This window comes from Thalassorhabdomicrobium marinisediminis (genome assembly GCF_003072065.1).
In the GTDB taxonomy this organism is placed as follows: domain Bacteria; phylum Pseudomonadota; class Alphaproteobacteria; order Rhodobacterales; family Rhodobacteraceae; genus Octadecabacter; species Octadecabacter marinisediminis.
Map to the genome: position 1 here is coordinate 152,039 of NZ_QCYG01000005.1, position 20,115 is coordinate 172,153.

General features: G+C 65.8%; 22 protein-coding genes and 1 tRNA gene. 13 read left to right on the forward strand and 10 right to left on the reverse strand.

Annotated elements, in window-relative coordinates; translation table 11 throughout:
* Positions 1 to 89: 89 nt before the first annotated feature.
* A complete protein-coding gene (locus DC363_RS08900) occupies positions 90 to 1,883 on the reverse strand; it encodes an ABC transporter transmembrane domain-containing protein (protein ID WP_108640798.1) in 1,794 nt (597 codons plus the stop codon).
* Between the two features lie 183 nt (positions 1,884 to 2,066).
* On the opposite strand from DC363_RS08900, the gene ugpB reads away from it, so the two are divergent.
* The 8 genes from ugpB (at position 2,067) to DC363_RS08940 (ending at position 10,715) form a co-directional block, all read left to right on the forward strand.
* Positions 2,067 to 3,377 carry a sn-glycerol-3-phosphate ABC transporter substrate-binding protein UgpB gene (gene ugpB / locus DC363_RS08905; RefSeq protein ID WP_108640799.1) on the forward strand — a complete coding sequence of 437 codons (1,311 nt, stop codon included), beginning with the start codon at positions 2,067 to 2,069 and terminating at the stop codon, positions 3,375 to 3,377.
* A 58-nt stretch (positions 3,378 to 3,435) separates the two neighbouring features.
* Positions 3,436 to 4,317 carry a sn-glycerol-3-phosphate ABC transporter permease UgpA gene (gene ugpA, locus DC363_RS08910; RefSeq protein WP_108640800.1) on the forward strand — a complete coding sequence of 294 codons (882 nt, stop codon included), beginning with the start codon at positions 3,436 to 3,438 and terminating at the stop codon, positions 4,315 to 4,317.
* A 65-nt stretch (positions 4,318 to 4,382) separates the two neighbouring features.
* Positions 4,383 to 5,219 carry a sn-glycerol-3-phosphate ABC transporter permease UgpE gene (ugpE, locus tag DC363_RS08915; RefSeq protein ID WP_108640954.1) on the forward strand — a complete coding sequence of 279 codons (837 nt, stop codon included), beginning with the start codon at positions 4,383 to 4,385 and terminating at the stop codon, positions 5,217 to 5,219.
* A gap of 6 nt (positions 5,220 to 5,225) precedes the next feature.
* Complete coding sequence (locus DC363_RS08920) at positions 5,226 to 6,275, forward strand: sn-glycerol-3-phosphate import ATP-binding protein UgpC (RefSeq protein WP_108640801.1); 1,050 nt, start codon at positions 5,226 to 5,228, stop codon at positions 6,273 to 6,275.
* 114 nt (positions 6,276 to 6,389) lie between these two features.
* Complete coding sequence (locus tag DC363_RS08925) at positions 6,390 to 7,520, forward strand: ABC transporter permease (RefSeq protein ID WP_108640955.1); 1,131 nt, start codon at positions 6,390 to 6,392, stop codon at positions 7,518 to 7,520.
* A gap of 2 nt (positions 7,521 to 7,522) precedes the next feature.
* Positions 7,523 to 8,332, forward strand: a complete 810-nt coding sequence (locus DC363_RS08930) for an ABC transporter ATP-binding protein (protein WP_108640802.1) — start codon at positions 7,523 to 7,525, stop codon at positions 8,330 to 8,332.
* 8 nt (positions 8,333 to 8,340) lie between these two features.
* Complete coding sequence (locus tag DC363_RS08935; protein ID WP_108640803.1) at positions 8,341 to 10,077, forward strand: MCE family protein; 1,737 nt, start codon at positions 8,341 to 8,343, stop codon at positions 10,075 to 10,077.
* 8 nt (positions 10,078 to 10,085) lie between these two features.
* Complete coding sequence (locus tag DC363_RS08940; protein ID WP_108640804.1) at positions 10,086 to 10,715, forward strand: ABC-type transport auxiliary lipoprotein family protein; 630 nt, start codon at positions 10,086 to 10,088, stop codon at positions 10,713 to 10,715.
* A gap of 9 nt (positions 10,716 to 10,724) precedes the next feature.
* Here DC363_RS08940 and DC363_RS08945 read toward each other — a convergent pair whose 3' ends face one another.
* Together DC363_RS08945 and DC363_RS08950 are read right to left on the reverse strand one after the other, a co-directional pair.
* Positions 10,725 to 11,273: a DUF488 domain-containing protein gene (locus DC363_RS08945; RefSeq protein ID WP_108640805.1), complete on the reverse strand. Its 549-nt coding sequence runs from the start codon at positions 11,271 to 11,273 to the stop codon at positions 10,725 to 10,727.
* Positions 11,270 to 11,482: a hypervirulence associated TUDOR domain-containing protein gene (locus DC363_RS08950; protein ID WP_108640806.1), complete on the reverse strand. Its 213-nt coding sequence runs from the start codon at positions 11,480 to 11,482 to the stop codon at positions 11,270 to 11,272. Before DC363_RS08950 ends, DC363_RS08945 begins: the two co-directional genes overlap by 4 nt.
* A 155-nt stretch (positions 11,483 to 11,637) precedes the next feature.
* On the opposite strand from DC363_RS08950, the gene DC363_RS08955 reads away from it, so the two are divergent.
* Positions 11,638 to 11,711: transfer RNA gene (locus tag DC363_RS08955), tRNA-Gly, on the forward strand.
* A 39-nt stretch (positions 11,712 to 11,750) separates the two neighbouring features.
* Here the strand turns inward: DC363_RS08955 and DC363_RS08960 are convergent.
* From DC363_RS08960 to DC363_RS08975, 4 genes are all read right to left on the reverse strand, one after another.
* A complete protein-coding gene (locus DC363_RS08960; RefSeq protein WP_108640807.1) occupies positions 11,751 to 12,407 on the reverse strand; it encodes an SOS response-associated peptidase in 657 nt (218 codons plus the stop codon).
* Between the two features lie 48 nt (positions 12,408 to 12,455).
* Positions 12,456 to 12,764, reverse strand: a complete 309-nt coding sequence (locus tag DC363_RS08965) for a DnaJ family domain-containing protein (protein WP_108640808.1) — start codon at positions 12,762 to 12,764, stop codon at positions 12,456 to 12,458.
* Positions 12,765 to 13,118: 354 nt separating this feature from the next.
* Positions 13,119 to 14,675 (reverse strand): bifunctional metallophosphatase/5'-nucleotidase, encoded by a 1,557-nt coding sequence (locus tag DC363_RS08970; protein WP_108640809.1) that lies wholly within the window; start codon positions 14,673 to 14,675, stop codon positions 13,119 to 13,121.
* A gap of 120 nt (positions 14,676 to 14,795) precedes the next feature.
* Positions 14,796 to 15,410, reverse strand: a complete 615-nt coding sequence (locus DC363_RS08975) for a type VI secretion system-associated protein TagO (RefSeq protein WP_146180773.1) — start codon at positions 15,408 to 15,410, stop codon at positions 14,796 to 14,798.
* A 57-nt stretch (positions 15,411 to 15,467) separates the two neighbouring features.
* Between DC363_RS08975 and DC363_RS08980 the strand changes: the two genes are divergently transcribed.
* The 3 genes from DC363_RS08980 to arsC are packed head-to-tail and all read left to right on the forward strand — an operon-like array spanning position 15,468 to position 17,190.
* Positions 15,468 to 15,803, forward strand: coding sequence for a DUF952 domain-containing protein (locus DC363_RS08980; protein ID WP_108640811.1), 336 nt, complete (start codon positions 15,468 to 15,470; stop codon positions 15,801 to 15,803).
* Positions 15,800 to 16,843, forward strand: a complete 1,044-nt coding sequence (locus DC363_RS08985) for a quinone-dependent dihydroorotate dehydrogenase (protein WP_108640812.1) — start codon at positions 15,800 to 15,802, stop codon at positions 16,841 to 16,843. Before DC363_RS08980 ends, DC363_RS08985 begins: the two co-directional genes overlap by 4 nt.
* Positions 16,840 to 17,190, forward strand: coding sequence for an arsenate reductase (glutaredoxin) (gene arsC, locus DC363_RS08990; protein WP_108640813.1), 351 nt, complete (start codon positions 16,840 to 16,842; stop codon positions 17,188 to 17,190). The genes DC363_RS08985 and arsC overlap by 4 nt, the downstream gene beginning before the upstream one ends.
* 62 nt (positions 17,191 to 17,252) lie before the next feature.
* Here the strand turns inward: arsC and DC363_RS08995 are convergent, their stop codons facing one another.
* From DC363_RS08995 to DC363_RS09005, 3 genes are read right to left on the reverse strand one after another with little or no spacing between them, the layout of a single operon-like run.
* Positions 17,253 to 18,581, reverse strand: a complete 1,329-nt coding sequence (locus DC363_RS08995; RefSeq protein WP_108640814.1) for an MATE family efflux transporter — start codon at positions 18,579 to 18,581, stop codon at positions 17,253 to 17,255.
* A complete protein-coding gene (locus DC363_RS09000) occupies positions 18,574 to 19,074 on the reverse strand; it encodes a PaaI family thioesterase (protein ID WP_108640815.1) in 501 nt (166 codons plus the stop codon). The genes DC363_RS08995 and DC363_RS09000 overlap by 8 nt, the downstream gene beginning before the upstream one ends.
* Positions 19,071 to 19,523, reverse strand: a complete 453-nt coding sequence (locus DC363_RS09005) for a PaaI family thioesterase (protein ID WP_108640816.1) — start codon at positions 19,521 to 19,523, stop codon at positions 19,071 to 19,073. The genes DC363_RS09000 and DC363_RS09005 overlap by 4 nt, the downstream gene beginning before the upstream one ends.
* 159 nt (positions 19,524 to 19,682) lie before the next feature.
* Here DC363_RS09005 and DC363_RS09010 point away from each other — a divergent pair, with 159 nt between their 5' ends.
* Positions 19,683 to 20,051 (forward strand): MerR family transcriptional regulator, encoded by a 369-nt coding sequence (locus tag DC363_RS09010; protein ID WP_108640817.1) that lies wholly within the window; start codon positions 19,683 to 19,685, stop codon positions 20,049 to 20,051.
* Positions 20,052 to 20,115: the final 64 nt, after the last annotated feature.

Consider the following 20,115-nt stretch of genomic DNA (forward strand, 5'->3'; position numbering starts at 1 on the left):
CGTGGCGGAGTTCCCTTTTGGGCAGGATGTGGCGGTTTGTCCTGCGGCACAAGCCTGACGCTACGAAAAACCGGGCCGGAAACGGCGCGCTATTCGGCGGCCATGCCGTCGGTGAACTGCAACCGCGCCAGCCGCGCGTACAGCCCGTCTTCGGCCACAAGCGCATCATGGGTGCCCATGGCGGCGATGCGCCCATCCTCGAACACGATGATCCGGTCGGCCTTTTTCACCGTCGCCAGACGGTGCGCCACGATCAACGTGGTGCGATCCGCCGACAGCTGGTCCACCGCCCGCTGCACGGCCCGCTCCGATTCCGCGTCCAGCGCGCTGGTGGCTTCGTCCAGCAGCAGCACCGGCGCGTCGCGCAGGATCGCGCGGGCGATGGCGATGCGCTGTTTCTGCCCGCCCGAAAGCATGACCCCCCGTTCGCCCACGTAAGACTCGTATCCGTCGGGCAGCGCCATTAAGAAATCATGCGCGGCGGCGGCGCGGGCGGCGGCCTCGACCTCGGCATCGGTGGCATCAAGCTGGCCAAAGCGGATGTTGTCCCGGGCGGAGGCGGCGAAGATCACCGGGTCCTGCGGCACCAAAGCGATGTGGCGCCGGAAATCCGCCCGCGCCATGTCGCGCAGGTCTTGGCCGTCCAGCGTCACCCGCCCCGACGATGGGTCATAGAACCGCAGCAGAAGCTGGATGATCGTCGTCTTACCCGCCCCCGACGGCCCCACGAGGGCCACGGTCTCTCCGGGGGAGACGGTGAAGGACACATCGTCCAGCGCCGAGACATCGGGCCGCGCGGGGTAGCGGAAGGTTACGTTCTCGAAGGCAATCGCCCCGTGGCGCACCTCGGGCGCAGGCAGCGCCTGCACCGGATCGCGCACCGCGTCATCAGCGGTCAGCAACTCCACCAGCCGCTCGGTCGCGCCCGCGGCGCGCTGCAACTCGGACCAGATCTCGGTCAGGGCGGCCACCGCACCGGCGACCATGATCGTGTAGATCATGAACTGCACCAGCTCGCCCACGGTGATCACCCCGGCGCGCACGTCCGACGCGCCCATCCACAAAAAGCCCACGATGGCGCTGAACGCCATGAAGATCACGATGGCCGTCAGCACCGCGCGGGTGGCAATGCGCTGGCGGGCGACGTCGAAACTCTGCTCTGTCACCCGATGAAACCCGGCGCGGCTCTGCGCCTCGTGCGTGAAGGCCTGGACGGTCTGCGCGCTGAGCAACTGCTCGCTCGCATCGCCGGAGCTTTGCGCGATCCAGTCCTGATTTTCCTTGCTCAGGCGGCGCACCCGGCGGCCCAGAATGATGATCGGAAACACGATCACCGGAATCGGCCAAAGCACCAGCGCGGTCATTTTGACGCTGGTGAACAGCATCAGCCCGATCCCGCCCACGAGAATCAGAAGGTTGCGCAAAGCCACCGAGACCGAGGACCCGATGACCGAGAGGATCAGCGTCGTGTCCGTGGTGATCCGGCTGAGCACCTCACCGGTCTTGACCCGCTCGAAAAAGGCGGGCGACATGCCGATCACCCGGTCGAACACCGCCACGCGAATGTCCGCGACGACCCGTTCGCCCAGCCGCGTCACGAAATAATACCGCAGCGCCGTGCCCACCGCGAGCAAGCCCGCAAGCGCCAGCGCCGCCGCGAAATACCCGTCCAGCAGGGCCGCTTCGGCCACGTCGAAATTGTCCACCACCCGGCGCACCGCGATGGGCAGCGCCAGCGACATCCCCGCGGTCAGCACCAGCGCCGAGCCTGCCAGCGCGATCATCCAGCCATAGGGGCGCATGAACGGCCACAGGGCGGCCAGCGCGCTGATGCGTTTTGAGGCCGCGCGATCGGCTTCGGTGGTTCTGGGGGCTCTGGCCATATCAAGGCTCCTTCATCGTCGCCGCAGACTTACTTCCGCCCGCCCCAAGTCACAACCGCGCCGATGCGCGCAGGTGTGCAAGGTCCGGCGGCTTGTCGCATAAATTTAACTTGCGCGTCGGTTTTTGCACGATATCGTCCCGGTGTCTGCTGGCAGCACGCCGGCCTGAACTGGGAGAATATTATGAGAAATCTAGCCACTGGAGCAGTGATCGCGGGATCGACGCTGCTCACGCCGCTCGCGTCCTATGCACAGACCGAGATTGAATTCTGGCATGCCTTCACCGGCCGTCTGGGCGAGCTTGTCGCCGCCCAGGTTGAAGATTTCAACGCCAGCCAGGACGACTACGCCGTCAACGCCGCCTACAAGGGCAACTACTCCGAGACGCTGAACGCCGGCATCGCCGCCTTCCGCGCCGGTGAGCAGCCGCACATCCTGATGGTGTTCGAAGTGGGCACCGCCACGATGATGTCCGCCGAGGGCGCCGTGCGCCCCGTGGGCGAGGTGATGAACGCCTCGGGCGCCGAGTTCGACGCGGACTCCTATATCGGCGCGGTCAAGGGCTACTACACCAACACCGAAGGCGAGATGCTGTCGCTGCCCTTCAACTCCTCCACCCCCGTGCTCTGGGTGAACCGCGACATGCTGGAAGAGGCCGGCATCGACCCCGACGTGGATCTGACCACATGGCAGAAAGTCGGGGACGTGCTGGACCAGCTCAAGGATGCAGGCGTCGATTGCCCGCTGACCACCGCATGGCAAAGCTGGATCCACCTTGAGAACCTGTCGGCCTATCACGACGTGCCTTTCGCCACCAAGGACAACGGCTTTGGCGGCACCGACACCGAGCTGGTCTTCAACGGCGAAGCACAGGTCGCGCATATCGCGCAGCTGGGCGAATGGGCTCAGGACGGCAAGTTCTTCTACGCCGGTCGCCGCAATGAAGGTGGCGCCAACTTCCGCGGCGGCGAATGCGCGCTCTTCACCGAAAGCTCTGCCGGTTACGCGGGCATTCAGGCCGAGGCCGAGTTCGACTTTGACGTGCGGCCCCTGCCCTATTGGGAAGGTGTCGGCAACGCGCCGCAGAATACCATCATCGGCGGGGCATCGCTTTGGGTGATGGAAGGTCACGAGGAAGAGGATTACGAAGGCGTGGCCGAATTCATGGCCTACCTGTCCTCGACCCCGGTGCAGGCCCAGTGGCATCAGGACACCGGCTATCTGCCGATCACCAACGCCGCCGCCGACGCCACGCGCGAATCCGGCTTCTATGACGAGAATCCCGGCACCGAAACCGCGGTGACGCAGATGACCCAGAACGAGCCGACGGCGAACTCCAAAGGTGTTCGTCTGGGCTCTTATGACCAGATCCGCGGCATCATCGACGAAGAGCTTGAGGCCGTCTGGTCCGGCGACAAGGACGCGCAAGCGGCCCTTGATAACGCGGTCGAGCGTGGCAACCAGCTGCTGCGCCGGTTCGAGCGCGCAAACTAAGCAAACCTAATGACAGGCGGCTCGGGTCGGGCCGCCTGTCGTCATTTCCGGGGGACAGATGGAAAAACGGGTCACATTCAAGGGCTGGCTGCTGCCGCTGCTGCTGATCGCGCCGCAGGTGCTGATCTCGGCCGTCTTCTTCTTCTATCCGGCGGGTCAGGCCATCTGGCAATCGCTGTTCATCCCCGATCCCTTCGGCCTGTCCATGCAATACGTGGGCCTTGGCAACTTCGAATATCTGCTGGGCGACCCCTATTACCGGGCGTCCTTCCTGACCACCGCCGTCTTCTCGACGCTTGTGACGCTGGCTTCGATGATTCCGGCGCTGTTTCTGGCGGTCGTGGCCGACCGGCTGATCAAGGGCGCAAGCGTCTATCGCACGTTGCTGGTCTGGCCCTATGCCGTGGCCCCCGCCGTGGCCGGCGTGCTGTGGCTCTTCATGTTCAACACCCGCGTGGGCGTGGTGTCGTGGTATCTGGGGCTTCTGGGCTATGACTGGAACCACGTCCTCAACGGAAGCGAGGCGATGGGCCTTGTCGTCGTCGCCTCCGCCTGGGGGCGCATCAGCTACAACTTCCTGTTCTTCTTCGCCGCGCTGCAGGCGGTGCCGAAATCCGTGATCGAGGCTGCGGCCATCGACGGGGCGCATTTCTGGCGTCGCTTCTGGACCATCGTGCTGCCGCTGCTGTCGCCCACGACCTTCTTTCTGCTGGTCGTCAACGTCGTCTATGCCTTCTTCGAGACCTTCGGCGTGATCCACACGATCACCGCGGGCGGGCCGCAGCAATCCACCACGATCCTTGTCTATAAGGTCTTCGCCGACGGTTTCGTGGGGCAGGACCTCGGCTCCTCCGCCGCGCAGTCGGTAATCTTGCTGGTGGTGGTCGGGCTGCTGACCATCGTGCAATTCAAATTCGTCGAACGGAGGGTGCACTATTGACCGCCCGTGATCCCCTTGTCGCCGCCGCTCCGCCGCTGAAATCCGGGCGCGAACCTGCCCCCGGCATGGTCGAAAAACGCGGCCGCAGCCTGTGGCTGAGCCATGCGGTGATGATCCTTGGCGTGCTGATCGTGTTCTTTCCGATCTGGCTGGCCTTCGTCGCCTCGACCGTCACCCAGTCCGAGATCATCCGCCCGCCCATGCCCGTCTGGCCCGGCGACCAGTTCTTCATCAACTACAAGAACGCCCTGTTCTCTGGCGTGAACGTGCCCGTGGCAACGATGCTGATGAACAGCCTGATCATGGCAATCGGCATCGCCGTGGGCAAGATCATCATCTCGCTGCTGTCGGCCTTCGCGATTGTCTATTTCCGCTTCCCCGGCAAGACGATCTTCTTCTGGCTCATCTTCCTGACGCTGATGCTGCCCGTCGAAGTGCGGATCGTCCCCACCTATGAGGTCGTCGCAGGCTTCGGCATGCTCAACAGCTATTCGGGGCTGATCTTCCCGCTGATCGCCAGCGCCACGGCCACCTTCCTGTTCCGGCAGTTCTTCATGACCATCCCCGATGAGCTGGCCGAAGCCGCCCGCGTCGACGGGGCGGGGCCCATGCGCTTTTTCTGGGACATCCTTGTCCCCATGAGCCGCACCAACGTCGCCGCCCTTTTCGTGATCCTGTTCATCTACGGCTGGAACCAGTATCTCTGGCCGCTGCTGATCACCACCGACCCGGAAATGAACACGATCGTCATGGGCCTCAAGCAGATGTTCCCCTCGGGCGACGACTTCGCCCACTGGCCGACGATCATGGCGACCTCGATCCTTGCGATGATCCCGCCGGTGATCGTCGTCATCTCCATGCAAAAACTCTTTATCCGCGGCCTCGTGGACAGCGAAAAGTAGGGCCCTATGGCAACTGTAGAACTCGACAACATCAAGAAACGCTTCGGCGGCACGCAGGTCATCCACGGCGTCAGCACTGCCATCGAAGACGGCGAATTCATCGTCATCGTCGGCCCCTCGGGCTGCGGTAAATCCACCCTGTTGCGCATGGTCGCTGGGCTGGAATCCGTGTCCGAGGGCGAGGTTCGCATCGACGGGGAGCGCGTGAACGAGCGTGAGCCGATGGCCCGCGACATCGCCATGGTGTTCCAGAACTACGCGCTTTATCCGCATATGTCCGTGCGCCAGAACATGGGCTATGGCCTCAAGATCGCGGGTCTGCCCAAGTCCGAGATCGCCGCCAAGGTCGATGAGGCCGCAGCCCTTTTGCAGCTTGAACCCTATCTCGACCGCCGCCCCCGCGAATTGTCCGGCGGCCAGCGCCAGCGCGTCGCCATGGGCCGCGCCATCGTGCGCGAACCCAAGGTGTTCCTGTTTGATGAGCCGCTGTCGAACCTCGACGCGAAGCTGCGGGTGCAGATGCGGCTGGAAATCCGCGACCTGCAAAACCGCCTTGGCATCACCGCGCTTTACGTGACCCACGATCAGGTCGAAGCGATGACCATGGCCGACCGGATGATCGTCATGAACGCCGGCCGCGCCGAGCAGATCGGCACCCCGCTTGAGGTGTACGAGCGCCCGCAGACGCTGTTCGCCGCCCAGTTCATCGGCAGCCCCTCGATGAATGTGCTGGATGCCACCATGCAGGACGGCGTGTTGCATCTCGGCGGGGCGACGATGCCAGCCCCCACCACCGCCACCGGCAAGGTCACCGTGGGCCTGCGCCCCGAGCACGCGATTGCCGATCCCGAGGGGCCGCTGAGCCTCACCGTGCAGATGGGCGAGCCGCTGGGCGCCAACACGCTGTTGCACGGGCGCATCGGCGACGGGTCCGAGGCCTTCACCATCAGCCTGCCCGGCGTCCATCACGCCACCGCGGGTGAGCGGATCGCCTTCCGCGTGCTGCCCGAAAACCTGCATTTCTTCGACCCCGAAACCGGCGCGCGCATCGACTGACCCGCATGGGCCGCCGGCCACGGTGGCCCGACCGAGGCAGCGCGCATCGGTTTGGCGCAATTTCTGGGTCGCGCCCCCTGTTCGCCCCCGCGCCAACCGCCTATGGTCGCGGCGATGAACGATCGCGCCGCGCCCTTGATGGACCTTGAGACGACGGGCAGCGGCCTTTGCCTCCGCCTGCGCGGCCCCCAAACCGTTGCGAACGCCCGCGCCTTGGCGGCCAAGCTGGACCAGCAGCCCGACAGCGGCGCGGTTGAGCTTGACCTGACAGAGGTGGGCAGGCTCGACACCGCAGCGGCCTTCGTGCTCGTGTCCTTCCGCGACCGGCGGGAACAGGCGGGGCAAGAGGTCACGTTCACCGGTCTGCGCGCAGGTCACCAAAGCCTGCTCGACACCGTCGCCCGAAGCCTGCCCAGCCCGACGACGGAGCCGAAGACCCCGTTCACCTTCACAGACGCCCTCGCCCGCGTGGGGGAGGTCATCGCCGGCGGGGTGAAATTCATCCTCGCCCTGTTGGGCTTTCTCGGCCTGTTCCTCGCCCGCCTCGCGCGGACCCTGCGCCACCCGTCGGAATTCCGCTTCACTTCGCTGGTGCATCACGCAGGCGCGGTGGGGCTTGGCGCGGTGCCCATCGTCGCCCTCATGGCCTTTCTAATCGGCGTGGTGCTGGCCTTTCAGGGCTCGACCCAGCTGCGGCAATTCGGGGCCGAAGTCTTCGTCGTCGACCTGATCGCCATCTCCATCCTGCGCGAGCTTGGCATCCTGCTCACCTCGATCATCGTCGCGGGGCGCACCGCCTCGTCCTACACCGCCGCCATCGGTTCGATGAAAATGCACGAAGAGATCGACGCCATGCGCGGCCTTGGCCTTGATCCGGCAACAGTGCTGTTCGTGCCGCGCATTCTGGCCCTTGTCATCACCCTGCCCATTCTGGGCCTAGTGGCGAACGTGATGGGCCTTCTGGGCGGCGGGCTTATGGCGTGGATCGATCTGGGCATCTCGCCCGCGATGTTCATCACGCGGCTGGTCAACGGGACCGACATCAACCACGTGATCATCGGGCTGGTGAAAGCGCCGGTCTTCGCGCTGATCATCGGGCTGATCGGCTGTCACGCGGGCATGCAGGTGCGGGGCAACGCGGAATCGCTGGGCCGCATGACCTCCTCCGCCGTGGTGCGCGCCATCTTCGCGGTGATCGTCGCCGATGCGGCCTTCTCCATCTTCTTTGCGCAGATCGGGATGTGACCATGACCGACACCGCCCAGAAACGCGACGTCGTGATCTCCGTGCGCGGGCTGCGCAACCAGTTCGGCACGCAGGTCGTCCATGACGGCCTCGACCTCGACATCTACCGTGGCGAGATTTTGGGCGTGGTGGGCGGCTCGGGCACCGGCAAATCCGTGCTCTTGCGCTCTATCGCTGGATTGATCACCCCCGCAGCGGGCGAGATCACCGTGCTGGGCACCGACATGGGTCGCGCGGATGAGGACGCGCACAACGCCATCGCCGCGCAGACCGGCGTGATGTTTCAAGACGGCGCGCTGTTCTCCTCGCTCACCGTGCGCGAGAATGTCGAAGTGCCTTTGCGCATGGTCCACGGGCTGGACGGCAAGCTGCGGCGCAAACTGGCGGATCTGAAAATCTCCATGGTGGGCCTGCCCTATCTGGCGGGCGACAAATACCCCTCGGAGCTGTCCGGTGGCATGCGCAAACGCGCGGGCCTCGCCCGAGCGCTGGCGCTCGATCCGCAGATCGTCTTTCTGGATGAGCCGACCGCAGGCCTCGACCCCATCGGTGCGACCGACTTCGACATGCTGATCCGCGGGCTCAGCCGCGACCTTGACCTCACCGTCTTTCTCGTGACCCACGACCTTGATACACTGCACGCTGTCTGCGACCGGATCGCGGTTCTGGCGGAACGGCGCGTGCTGGTCACGGGCACGATGCAGGACATGCTCGACGTTGATCACCCTTGGGTGCATGACTATTTCCACGGGCCACGGGCGCGCGCCGCTTTGACGACCAATGACACCACGACCAAACCGCAAGGGACCTGACGCGCCTTATGGAAACCAAAGCCAACTACATCCTGATCGGGGCCTTCACGCTGGCCGGTGCCGTGGGCATCGTCGCCATGCTGCTGTGGTTCGCGCGGATCGAACTGGACCGGCAATTCGACTATTACGACGTGCGCTTCACCTCCGTGTCGGGCCTGAGCGAAGCGTCGGACGTGCGCTTCAGCGGCCTGCCCGTGGGACAGGTGGTCGATGTGCGGCTGGCCCCCGTGCGCGACGGCACGATCCTTGTGCGGGTCGAGGTTGATTCCGCCACGCCCGTGCGCACCGACAGCGTCGCCACCATCGAAGCGCAGGGCGTCACGGGCGTGTCCTTCGTCCAGATCGGCCCCGGCACGCCCGAGGCCGCGCTGCTTGAGCCGACCGAGGAGATGCCCGTGCCCGAGATCGAGGCCGGCCGCTCGATCATCCAGTCCCTGTCGGAAGACGCCCCCGCCCTGATCGAGGAAACCTTGCAGATCGCGCGCGATCTGGGCGAGGTGCTGGGCAGCAACCAGGGCCGCATCGAACGCATCCTGCGCAACGTCGAGGATGCCTCGGCCACCTTTGCCACCGCGCTTGAGGATTTCTCCAACGTCGCCGGTTCGGTCTCTGCCTTCGCCACCGAGATCGGCAACTTCAACGACACGCTGGATAGCCTCTCCGATGACCTCGAAGGGCTGCTGCAAACCTCCGAAACCTCCATCGCGTCCTTCGGGGCGCTCTCGTATGAGGCCGAAACGCTGCTGATCACCGGCACCGAGACGCTGGAACAGGCACAAGGCACCATCGCGGCGACGGAAAGTTTCATCAAGGACGACCTGAGCGCCACGACGGAAAGCCTGCGCACCACCGTGGCGGACCTGCAAACCACGATCAACACGGTCGCCACAGATGCCCGCGGGCTGATCGAGACGTTTGATGCCACCGGCACCGCCGCCACCGCCCGCCTGACCGAGGCCGAGGCGACCCTGACCGCCGTTGAAGACGTGCTGGCCCGCGTGTCCGAAACCGCGACGACCATCGACGGCGCCGCCGCCCGCTTCGACCGGCTTCTGGAAACCGAAGGCGCGCCGCTTCTGTCCGAGACCCGCGCCGCCGTGGCCGACGCCACCAGCGCCATCGCCTCCATCAGCGAGGTTGCCCAAACCGATCTGCCGACCATCGTCGAGGATATTCGCACCGCCACCGCCACCGCGTCCCGCGTGATCACCCAGGTGGGCGAAGACCTCAGCAACGCCAGCGGTCGCATCGACGGGCTTAGCCTCTCGGCGGCGGCGACGCTCAGCCAGATCACCGCCACCTTCAAGAACGCCAACATCACGCTGGATGCCATCGACTCCGCCGTGGCCACCGGCGACGTGGCCCTTGCCGCCGCCGAACGCGCTTTCTCCGGTGCGGATCGGGTGATCAACGAAGACATCGACGGGCTGATCACCGGGTTGGAAACCAGCATCTCTTCGCTCAACGCTGCCATCGCTCAGGTCTCCGACGACATCCCCGAAATCTCCCAAGGCCTGCGCAGCGCCAGCACCTCGGCGCAGCAGGCCTTCGACGGGTTGAACCGTGTCGTGGGCGCCGCCGGCCCGTCGATCACCACTTTCACCGAGGACGGCTTGCCGCTTTTCACGCGGCTGGCTGACGAAGCGCGGGCATTGATCCGCAACCTCGACCGGCTTACAGCACAGATCCAACGGGATCCGGCCCGCTTCTTCCTCGACCGGCAAACCCCCGAATACCAAAGATGAGATCGCCCATGCCCCTGCCCGCCCTGCTCCGCCGTCTTGGCCTTGCCGCCACCCTGCCGTTGCTGGCTGGATGCTCGGCGCTCGGCGCGCTCAATGACGTGAGCACACCGCTCGGCGTCTATGAGCTGCGCGCACCCGACACGCTGCCCACCGCGCGCCGCACCGCCGCGCACGACATTATCGTCGAGGTGCCCACCACCAGCGGCGTGCTGGAAACCGACCGCATCCTGATCCGCCCCGATCCGCTGCAGGCGCAATACCTGCCCAACGTGCGCTGGGGGGATGAGGCGCCGCTGATGCTGCAAACCCTTCTGCTGCGCAGTCTTGAGGGCACGGATGGCTTCCGCTACGTCGGCCGCCGCCCGCTCTCGGGGCGCGGGGATTATGCGCTGCTGACGGAACTGGTGGATTTCCACGCCGAACCCTCACCCACAGGCCCCGAGGCAACGGTGCGTCTGCGCATGACCTCACGCCTCGTGCGCGAAGCGGATGCCCGCGTGGTCAGCACCCGCACCTTCACCGCCACTGCACCGGCGGCCAGCACCGAAACCCCCGCCCTGATCGCTGCTTTCGATCAGGCCTCGGACGCGGTGATGGTCGATTTCTCGCAATGGGTGCTGGCGACTGTGGGTGGCTGACGCCACGCCTCAGGCCGCGTCACTGTCCTCGGGCGGATAGATTACCATGCCATCGGCGCGCAGCTCCGCGCCCTCGGTCGGCGTGGCTTCGGTGATCTTCGTCTCGGACATGATATGCCCCACAGGATAGCCCCGCAGCAGCAAATAATCGGTGATGATCCGCCGGTGACAGCGCCACCAGACCGCTTCCGAACACATCATCGCCACGACCTTCTCTCGTCCCAAGGATACAAGATCGTCAAAGGCACTCTGGAACGCCTCGCCCATGGCGTAATCGGCATAGTTGTGGAAACTGCGCACCCGCCAGAAGGCGTTCACATCGTCATCGACCTGAGGCTGTTTCGACCGCCGCCCGCCCAGCGCCGGCATATGCCGATAGCCGATCTGGTACTCGGCCAGCGTTTGGGGGAATTGGTTGTCATTGAACGCCGGAAAGCGCCGCGACTTGGGGAACGAGCGCACGTCGACCAGCACTTCCACCCGCGCCATCCGCAACATCTCGATCACGGTCTCAACGTCGCGGGTGGAATGGCCGATGGAATGGAACCGGTAGCTCATGACTTGAGCTTGGTCAGCGCGTCTTCCTTGTGGGCCGCGATATGGTCGGTCTTGTCGCTTTCGATCTCGTATTGCGGCTCCTCCTTCGACGCGCGTCGGGTGTGGCCCTTGTAATCGAAATCCGAGGTATGGATTTTCGTGATGGTGCCGCTCACCCGGCCCGCTTCGGAATTCCAGCTCACGTGGTCGCCTTTGGAAAATTTGGCCATGATGGGTCCTCCTTCATTACCCCAACAAACGCCGCTTGCGATTGTTCCGGCGCGCAGCCCCCCCACGCGACCGCAAAGGAGGCAGAAATCCCCCTTTCGGGCGCGCGGGTTCTGTTGACGGGGCGCGGCGCTTGCCGTAGGAAGCGAGGCACACAGCGGGCGTTGTGTAGTGGTAAGACCTTAGCCTTCCAAGCTAATGACGCGGGTTCGATTCCCGCCGCCCGCTCCAGACTTTCCTGACAGTGACATAGATGCAGGCGCGCGGCCCTCAGGCGTCGATCGGCACGATCAGCTCGGCCCCGCGCGCGCGATTCGAATTGACCGCCGTGTCGACGCGATGGAACTCCAGCGTCTCGTCCAGCGTGGCTTGCATCAGCCGCGCCGCACCGGTCCCCTCCTCGCCCAACCACTTGCCCCAATTCTCGGGCTCAAGGATCACCGGAATCCGGTGGTGGATGCGCCCCATTGCGTCATTGGCCGTGGTGGTGACGACCGCCGTCGTCGGCCCGATGTCCCCCCAGTCCTGCCAGATCGCCGCCATCGCCATCACCGCCCGGTCGCGGCGCTGGACGAACCACGGCAGCTTCGCGCCATCCTCATGGCGCTCCCATTCATAAAACCCGCTCACCGGGATGATGCAGCGCCGCGCGCGGGCCGCGGCGCGAAAGGCGGGCTTCTCCGCCACGGTCTCGGCCCGCGCATTGATCAGCAAGGGGCCGTCACCGGGTGTCTTGTACCAATGGGGGATGAAGCCCCAGCGCATGGGCCCATAGCGCCGCCCGCCGTCCTGCGCCGTGACCGCGGGCACCTGCACCGTGGGGCAGACGTTGTAATTGGGCACCTCGGGCAGATCGTTCGCCGGGGTGGCGCCAAACAGCTTCGCCACCGCATCATGGGGCATCGTCAGAACCATCCGTCCGCACATTGTGTAACCCTTTCAAAACTTTGCAGGCCGAACCCGCCGAGCCCGCGCCTAGCGCCGATGGGCATTGCGGGCGAGCTCGATCCGCGCATCCATCATCGACATCTCTTTCAGGATATCCGCCCGCCGCGTGCGGTCCCCGGTCTCGCGCAGCTCCGCCCGCAGCCGCTCCAGCGCGCGGCTCAGGCTCACGAACTCCGGCACCGCACCGCTTTCGCGCAGCAAGCGGTTGAGCAAAGCATTCTCCGGGTCCGCCTCGGGCGCCAGCGGCTTGCCCTGCCCGGGCAGATCGTCAAAGGCGCCCTCCGCCTGGGCGGCACGGATGCGGGCGTCGATCAGGTCTTCCAGTGGATGGGCCATGGCGCAGCCTACCGCGCGCAGCCCCCGCCGCGCAACACCCCGCGCGCGGTCCCCTAAGCCCGCCTTAACCGGCAAGCGGCAGATTGCGTCGTGGTTAACCCGTGGGCCGCAGCGCCCGCGCCATGGACATCCGGGACAGCCGGCCCCTCAGACCACCCCCGCCCGCACAGGGCAGATCGGGTGCAGGGGCGGGTCACCGCGCAATCGACCCTGACGGAGTGACGCCCGTCACGGCCACCCCACCCCGACAACCTTCTCTTCTCTTCATCTGACCCAATAAACTCAAATCCGACAGCGCAAAAAGAAACCCCGCCGCACCTGCGCGCGACGGGGCCAAAAGCGTGTGAAACCGCCTTATTTTACGGTGATGCGACCATCGGTATAGGGCTCATAGCTGCCCTGCTCGGCCAGATACTCCGCCACCACATCGGCCACGTCGGGGCCGAAGTCATAGGCGTTCTCGGCGTCGCGGAACATCGCAAACCCGTCCCCGCCGTTGCGCACGAAGTTGTTGGACGCCACGCCATAGGTCTTGGCGGGGTCCAGCGCCTCGCCCCCGATCATCACATCGGAAATCCGGCTGCCCGGCTCTTGGCTCAAGTCAACAGCGTAGGTCATGCCAGAGACTTGCAAGAAGCGGCCCGCGCCCTCTTCATGCTGGCTGGCGGCGTTCTCCAACGCCTCTTTCAACGTCTCGCCCGAGACCTGAAAGGTCGACAGCGTGTTCTGGAACGGCAGCACGGTGAGCACTTCGCCCATGGTCACTTCGCCGGCGTCGATGTCGGCGCGGATCCCGCCCGAGTTCATCAGCGCCACGTCGATCCCCTGATCCTTGACCCGCGCCAGCATGGCATCGGCGATCAGGTTGCCCATGTCGCATTCCTCGGCCCGGCACACGGTCCGGTCGCCGGTCAGCGGGCCTGCGGTCTCGGCCACGACCTCATTGCGGATCTCGTCCAGCGGCACGGCGGCTTCGGCCACACGGTCCTTGGCGGCCTGATCCTCGACCACCGAGCCGTCGATGATGATCGGCGCGCCCGAGGCTTCGGTGATCACGCCTTCATCGTCGAAGGTCACGTTCAGCTCACCCAGAAACTTGCCATAGGCATAGGCCTGCACGATCGCCGTGTCGCCCACCATCGTCGGATAAGGGCCGACCGCGTCCTCGTGATCGCCCAGCAACGTGTTGGTGTGGCCGCCCACGATGACATCGACGCCGGTGGTGTTCTCAGCCACCTGCTGGTCGACGTTGTAGCCCGAGTGGCTGAGCACGATGATCTTGTTCACGCCTTCCGCTTCCAGCTTGTCAACCTCGGCCTGCACCGCGTCGGACGGGTCGGTGAAGATCACATTGGGGCCGGGGCTGGCCAGCTCATCGGTGTTCTGCGGCGTCAGACCGATCAGGCCGATCTTCTCGCCGCCCTGTTCGATGACCGTGGACTTCTGGATCGCATCGGCCAGCAGCGGCTCACCGGAAATGTCGGCGTTCGACATCAGGATCGGGAAGTCCAGCGCATCGACGAAGCCGCGCAGCACCTCGGGGCCGTCGTCGAATTCGTGGTTGCCCACGGTCATCGCGTCATAGCCCATCAGGTTCATGAACTCGGCGGCCAGCTTGCCCTTGTAATAGGTGTAGAACAGCGTGCCCTGAAACTGGTCGCCGCCATCCACAAGGATCGAGTTGTTGGACCGCGCCCGCGCCTCGTTTACGGCGGTGACCAGACGGGCCGAACCGCCAAAGCACTCGCCCGCCTCGTTGTCTTCGGCCGAGCAGCCGCTGTCGTATTTGCTGATCGGCTCGAATCGGGCGTGGAAATCGTTGGTGTGCAGAATGGTCAGCGAATAATCCGCCGCCGCCATCCCCGCGATCATCGTAAACGCGGTCGTGCTTGTCAAAAGTCTTGTAAGCATAAGGCTCCCCATTGGTTTTTTGGTTTTGACTGGCCGCAGCTTGGGTCAGGTCGCGACAAGAGTCAAAGCTTTGCCGCGCCCGCCCGCGTGACGTGGCGACAGCCTGCCCCGGCGCGACTTTCACTCCAGCCCGCAGTCCCGCGCCATGGGCTGCAACGCTGCCTCCAGCCCGCGCAGGTCGAAGTGCGCCGCGATGGGCTGCGCCTGCGCCGGTGTGATCCGTGCCATCAGGCGATTGGCCCCGCGCAAACGGTCCAGCCACAGGCGCGGACGTTGGGCAAAGGTCGCGGTCTGCCGCTCCGCCCCGACCCAGGCCTGCGCCGTGGCCGTGGCGCCGTCGAACTGCGTGGTGACCATGGTGTTCTGCCCCAGATGCGCGTGCCAAGCGATCCAGACCGTCAGGACAGGCGGTTTCCCCGCAGGCAAGGTGCAGCGCACAAACAGGTTGGGCGCGCGGAACCCGCCGCTGTCGGCTGGCAACAACAGCGCCTTGCGCGGATCGCGGGTCTCGGGGTCGACCCCTTCGGCGAACTGCCATTTGCCCGTCGCCTTGGTCACCGGCTCCAACGCAGGGGCCTGCGGGCGCGTGGCCGTAGCATCGTAACAGGCCAGCCGCGCCAGCGGATCGGGGATCATCCGGCACAGCGCGACGTCAAGCCCCGCCTGCGCCTCCGCCCCCGTGCCAGACATCGCCAGCACCAGCGCCACAGATCCTAAACCAAATCCCGCTCGCATACGTTCGCCCCGTTTGTCCCGCTTGACCTTCGCGGCCCGCCACGGCACGAGTTTCACATGATGATTTACAAAATTCTAACGTCCAACCAATGGGCGACGCTTGAGGACACCGGCCGCTTCGACGGTGCGCCCATCGATCTGGCCGATGGCTACATCCACACCTCGACGGCCCAACAGGCACAAGAGACGGCGGACAAGCACTTCGCGGGACAAGCGGGGCTGATGCTGGTGGCGCTGGACAGCGGCACCTACGGCGACGATCTGCGGTGGGAAGTCTCGCGCGGCGGCGCCGAGTTCCCCCACATCTACAACCGTCCCCTGCTCCGCTCCGAAGTAGTCCGGGCGCGGCCCATGCCACTGCGCGACGGCCGCCACGTGCTGGACCTGTCGTGAAGGCGCTGGAGATCCTTGGCCTGCGCGGGCTGCGGCGGCTGGACCCGGAACTGGCGCACGGGCTGGCACTGAAAGCCTTGCGCGCGGGGCTCGGGCCGCGGCGGGGGCCGGTGACCTCGGACCGCCTGCGCTGCACGATTGCGGGTTTGGACCTGCCCAACCCGGTGGGGCTGGCGGCGGGCTTTGACAAGAACGCCGAGGCCTTGAGCGCCCTGCACCGCAGCGCCTTCGGCTTCCTCGAAGTGGGCGCCGCGACGCCACTGCCGCAGGACGGCAACCCGCGCCCGCGCCTGTTCCGGCTGACCGAAGACCGCGCCGCAATCAACCGCTTCGGTTTCAACAACGACGGGATGGAGGCGATTGCGCGACGGCTCGCCGCCCGCCCCGCCGGGCGCGTCGTGGGGCTGAACCTCGGCGCGAACAAAACCAGCCTCGACCGCGCGGCAGATTTCGCCAAGGTGCTGGGCCGCTGCGGGGCGCATGTGGATTTCGCCACGGTCAACGTCTCCTCGCCCAACACCGAAAAGCTGCGCGATTTGCAAGGTAAGGACGCGCTGGCCGCGCTGCTGTCGGGCGTGATGGAGGCGAATACCGCGCGCATTCCGGTGTTCCTGAAAATCGCGCCGGACCTTACCGACAACGATCTGGCCGAGGTGGCCGAGGTGGCGAATGCCTCGGGCGTCGCGGCCATCGTCGCCACCAACACCACGCTATCGCGCGACGGGCTGACCAGCGCCCACAGGGCCGAGGGCGGCGGTCTGTCCGGCCAGCCCCTGTTCGAGAAATCCACGCGGGTTCTGGCGAAACTCTCAACGCTCACCCCGGTGCCGCTGATCGGTGTCGGCGGCGTCGGTTCGGCGGAGCAGGCCTATGCCAAGATCCGCGCGGGGGCCAGCGCCGTGCAACTCTACACCGCGCTGGTTTATGGCGGCCTGAGCCTCGCGCGCGAGATTGCTTTGGGCCTTGACGACTTGCTGGCCCGCGACGGCTTTGCCACTGTCGCGGACGCCGTGGGGACCGGAACAGGAGACTGGCTATGATGCCCACGCAGATGACCCTTTGGCACAATCCGCGCTGCTCGAAATCCCGCGCGGCGCTCAAACTGCTGCAAGACGCAGGGCACGCGCCCGCCGTGCGGCGCTATCTCGAGACGCCGCCCAGCGCGGACGAGATCGTCGCTGTGCGAAATGCGCTTGGGATGACGGCGGACGAGATGATGCGCAAAGGTGAAAATCTCTATCGCGAGCTGGGCCTTGGCACCGCCTCCGAGGCCGAGTTGATCGCCGCCATGGCGGCGCATCCGATCCTGATCGAGCGGCCCATTCTGCTGCACGGGGGCAAGGCGGTGATCGGTCGCCCGCCGGAGCGGGTGTTGCAGATCGTGTAAGGGGGCGCTGCCCCCGTCCTGCGGACTCCCCCGGGATATTTGAGAAGCAAAGATGGAGGCAGTCAGGCGTCGATGGAGCGTTCCAGGGCGGGGTATTTCCACGCCAGCGTCGCGCCGCGTGCCGCAAAGCTGATGAGCAGCGCCAGCCAAAGGCCGTGGCTGCCCGCCAGCGGCATCAGCGTCAGGGCGGCGGTGAAATAGATCGCGGTGGACAGCGCCATCATGTTGCGCATGTCGCGGGTACGGGTGGCCCCGATGAAGATGCCGTCCATCATGAAGGGCGCGGCCGAGATCAGCGGCGTGAGCGCCATGAAGATCAGATAGTCGCGGGCGGTGACGCGGACGTCGGGCGCGGTGGTCATCCAGTCGATGATCGTGCCCCCGAACAGCGCAAAGGCCAGCGCCAGCGCCACGCCGGTGGCAAAGCACCAACCCGAGACGAGCAGCGCCGCGCGGCGGAAGGCGGCGCGGCGGCGCGCGCCCAGCGCTTGGCCCACAAGGCTTTCGGCGGCGAAGGCGAAGCCGTCCATCGCATAGGCCGTGACGGTGAGGAACTGCATCAGGATATGCGTCGCCGCCAGCCGTGTGTCGCCGTAGCGGGCGGCGAAGAACAAAAACGACATGAAGATGGATTGCAACAGCAGCGAGCGGATCAGGATGTCGGTGTTGACGCTGGCGAAGCGTTTGAGCTTCGCCGGGTCCAGCAGCCGTGCGCGGTCGCGCCACGGCGCGGCTTCGAAGGCAGCGCGGCAGAACCACAGGCCCAGCACGCAGCCCGAGACCTCGGCGATGACCGTGGCCACCGCCACCCCCTGCACGCCCCAGCCCCAGCCCAGCACGAAAACCAGATCCAGCGCGATGTTGATGCCGTTCATCGTCAGTTGCATCACAAGGATCGCGCGGGTGCGTTCCGCGGCGACCAGCCATCCGGTGATCGCATAGGTGGCAATCAGGAAGGGCGCGGACCAGACGCGGATCGACATATAGCTGCGGGCGAGCGTTTCCACCTCGGCGCTGGCGGGCGACAACCGGAAGCCCGCAGCGAAAAGCGGCCATTGCAGGGCGATGATCGACACCCCCGCGAGCGCCGCGATGGCCAAAGCGCGGATCAGGATCGCCGCCGTCTCGGCCCCGTCCCCCCCGCCAATGGCTTGCGCGGCAAAACCGGTGGTGCCCATGCGCAAAAAGCCGAACACCCAATAAAGCGCGGTCAGGATCAGCGCGCCGATGCCCACGGCACCGATGGGCGCGGCCTCGCCCATCTGGCCGACCACGCCGGTGTCCACGAGACCCAGGATCGGCACGGTGATATTGGCCAGCACCACCGGCACCGCGATGTTGAGGATGCGGCGGTGGGTCAGCGGCCCCGGTCCGGCCACCGCGTCAGCCATCGGGCGGCGCGTCCGGCGGCTGTGGCATCAGGAAATGCCCCGTGGCCTGCGCGAACAGGCGACTGCGGTTGTCCTGCCACGCCTCCACGTGCACGCTGGCATAGCGCCGGCCCGAACGGTTGATCCGCGCCCGCGCATAGGCATCCCGCGGCAGGCCCGAGCGCAGGTAATCCACAGTGAAGTCGATCGTCTTGGGCAGCCGCTGGTTGGTCACATCCTCGCCCGCTTCCATACGCGTCCACATGAGCATCCAGCTCAGCTCGACGATGGCCGTCGTCTCGAGAAAGGCCGAGGTCGCGCCGCCGTGGAGCGCCGGCAGCATCGGGTTGCCGATCAACATCTCCTGGAACGGCATGATTCCGGTGAGCTCATCCCCGCGCCGGTCAAAGCGAAAGCCCATGTATTGGATATAGGGCACGCCCTGCAGCAGCGATTGCAGCGCCGCGTCGCGCCGTTGTTTGACGACTTGAACAGGTTCGGGTTTCCGGCTCATACCACGCTTCCTTTCGGGCCGCTTTCGGCGGTCTGGATGGTGAAGGCGCCGGTGGCGGTGGCCACGGGGTTGTCGGGGTCCGCATCCATCGCCGTGGCCCGCACGAAAGCGACTGAGCGGGTCACGTGATAGCATTCCGCCCGCGCGGTGATCGTGTCGCCCGGGGTGGCCGAGCGCATGTAGTCGATCCGCAGATCCAGCGTCGCGGTGCCCAGCGGCAGGCTGTCATGCACCATCACCGCCGCCCCGCCGCAGGTGTCCAGCAAGGCCGAGACCGCGCCGCCGTGGATCACGCCGGTGGCCGGATCGCCCACCAACCGCGCGTCATAGGGCATGGTGATCGTGGCGTGACCGTTGCCGATCTCGGTCACTTCCATCCCCAGGGCCGAGGCATGGGGCAAGGCGGCGATGAATTGCGCGGCGATGCGCGTCTGGCGTTCATTGGTCATGCCCTGTTGAACCCTGCCCCGCGCCGTCATTCAAGGGGCAATCGGCGGCGCCCGCCTGTCGCCAGGACCGATCCCCGACCTGATCCGTCGCCGCTGCCGCCAATGCGTTGCCCTTGGGAAAACCCACCGTTAGGATGCGCCCAACCCAAGGAGACGTGAATGGCTCAACCACGTTTAAGCTTCAAGGAAATGTGCGCGAAGTTCGATGTGACCCCGCGCACCTTGCGGTATTACGAATACATCGAACTGCTGTCGCCCGAGCGTGAGGGGCGGTCGCGATTCTACGGCCCCAAAGAGCTGGCCCGGATGACGCTGATCCTGCGCGGCCGCAAGTTCGGCTTCCCGCTTGAGGACATCCGCCAGTGGCTGATGATCTATGAACATGAGGGCACAGAGGCGCAGATGCGGTCCTGGATCGAGCTGGCCGACAAGCAGCTGGTCGAGCTGGAAGAGCAGCGCGCGCAACTGGACGAGACGCTCGCCGAGCTGCGCGCCCTGCGCGACGAGACCGCGCAAAGCCTGACCTGAGGCGCGGGCTTCGGCGGGGATGCTCCGAATCCACGGGTCTCGCTCGGCGGAAAGGTGCGCAGGC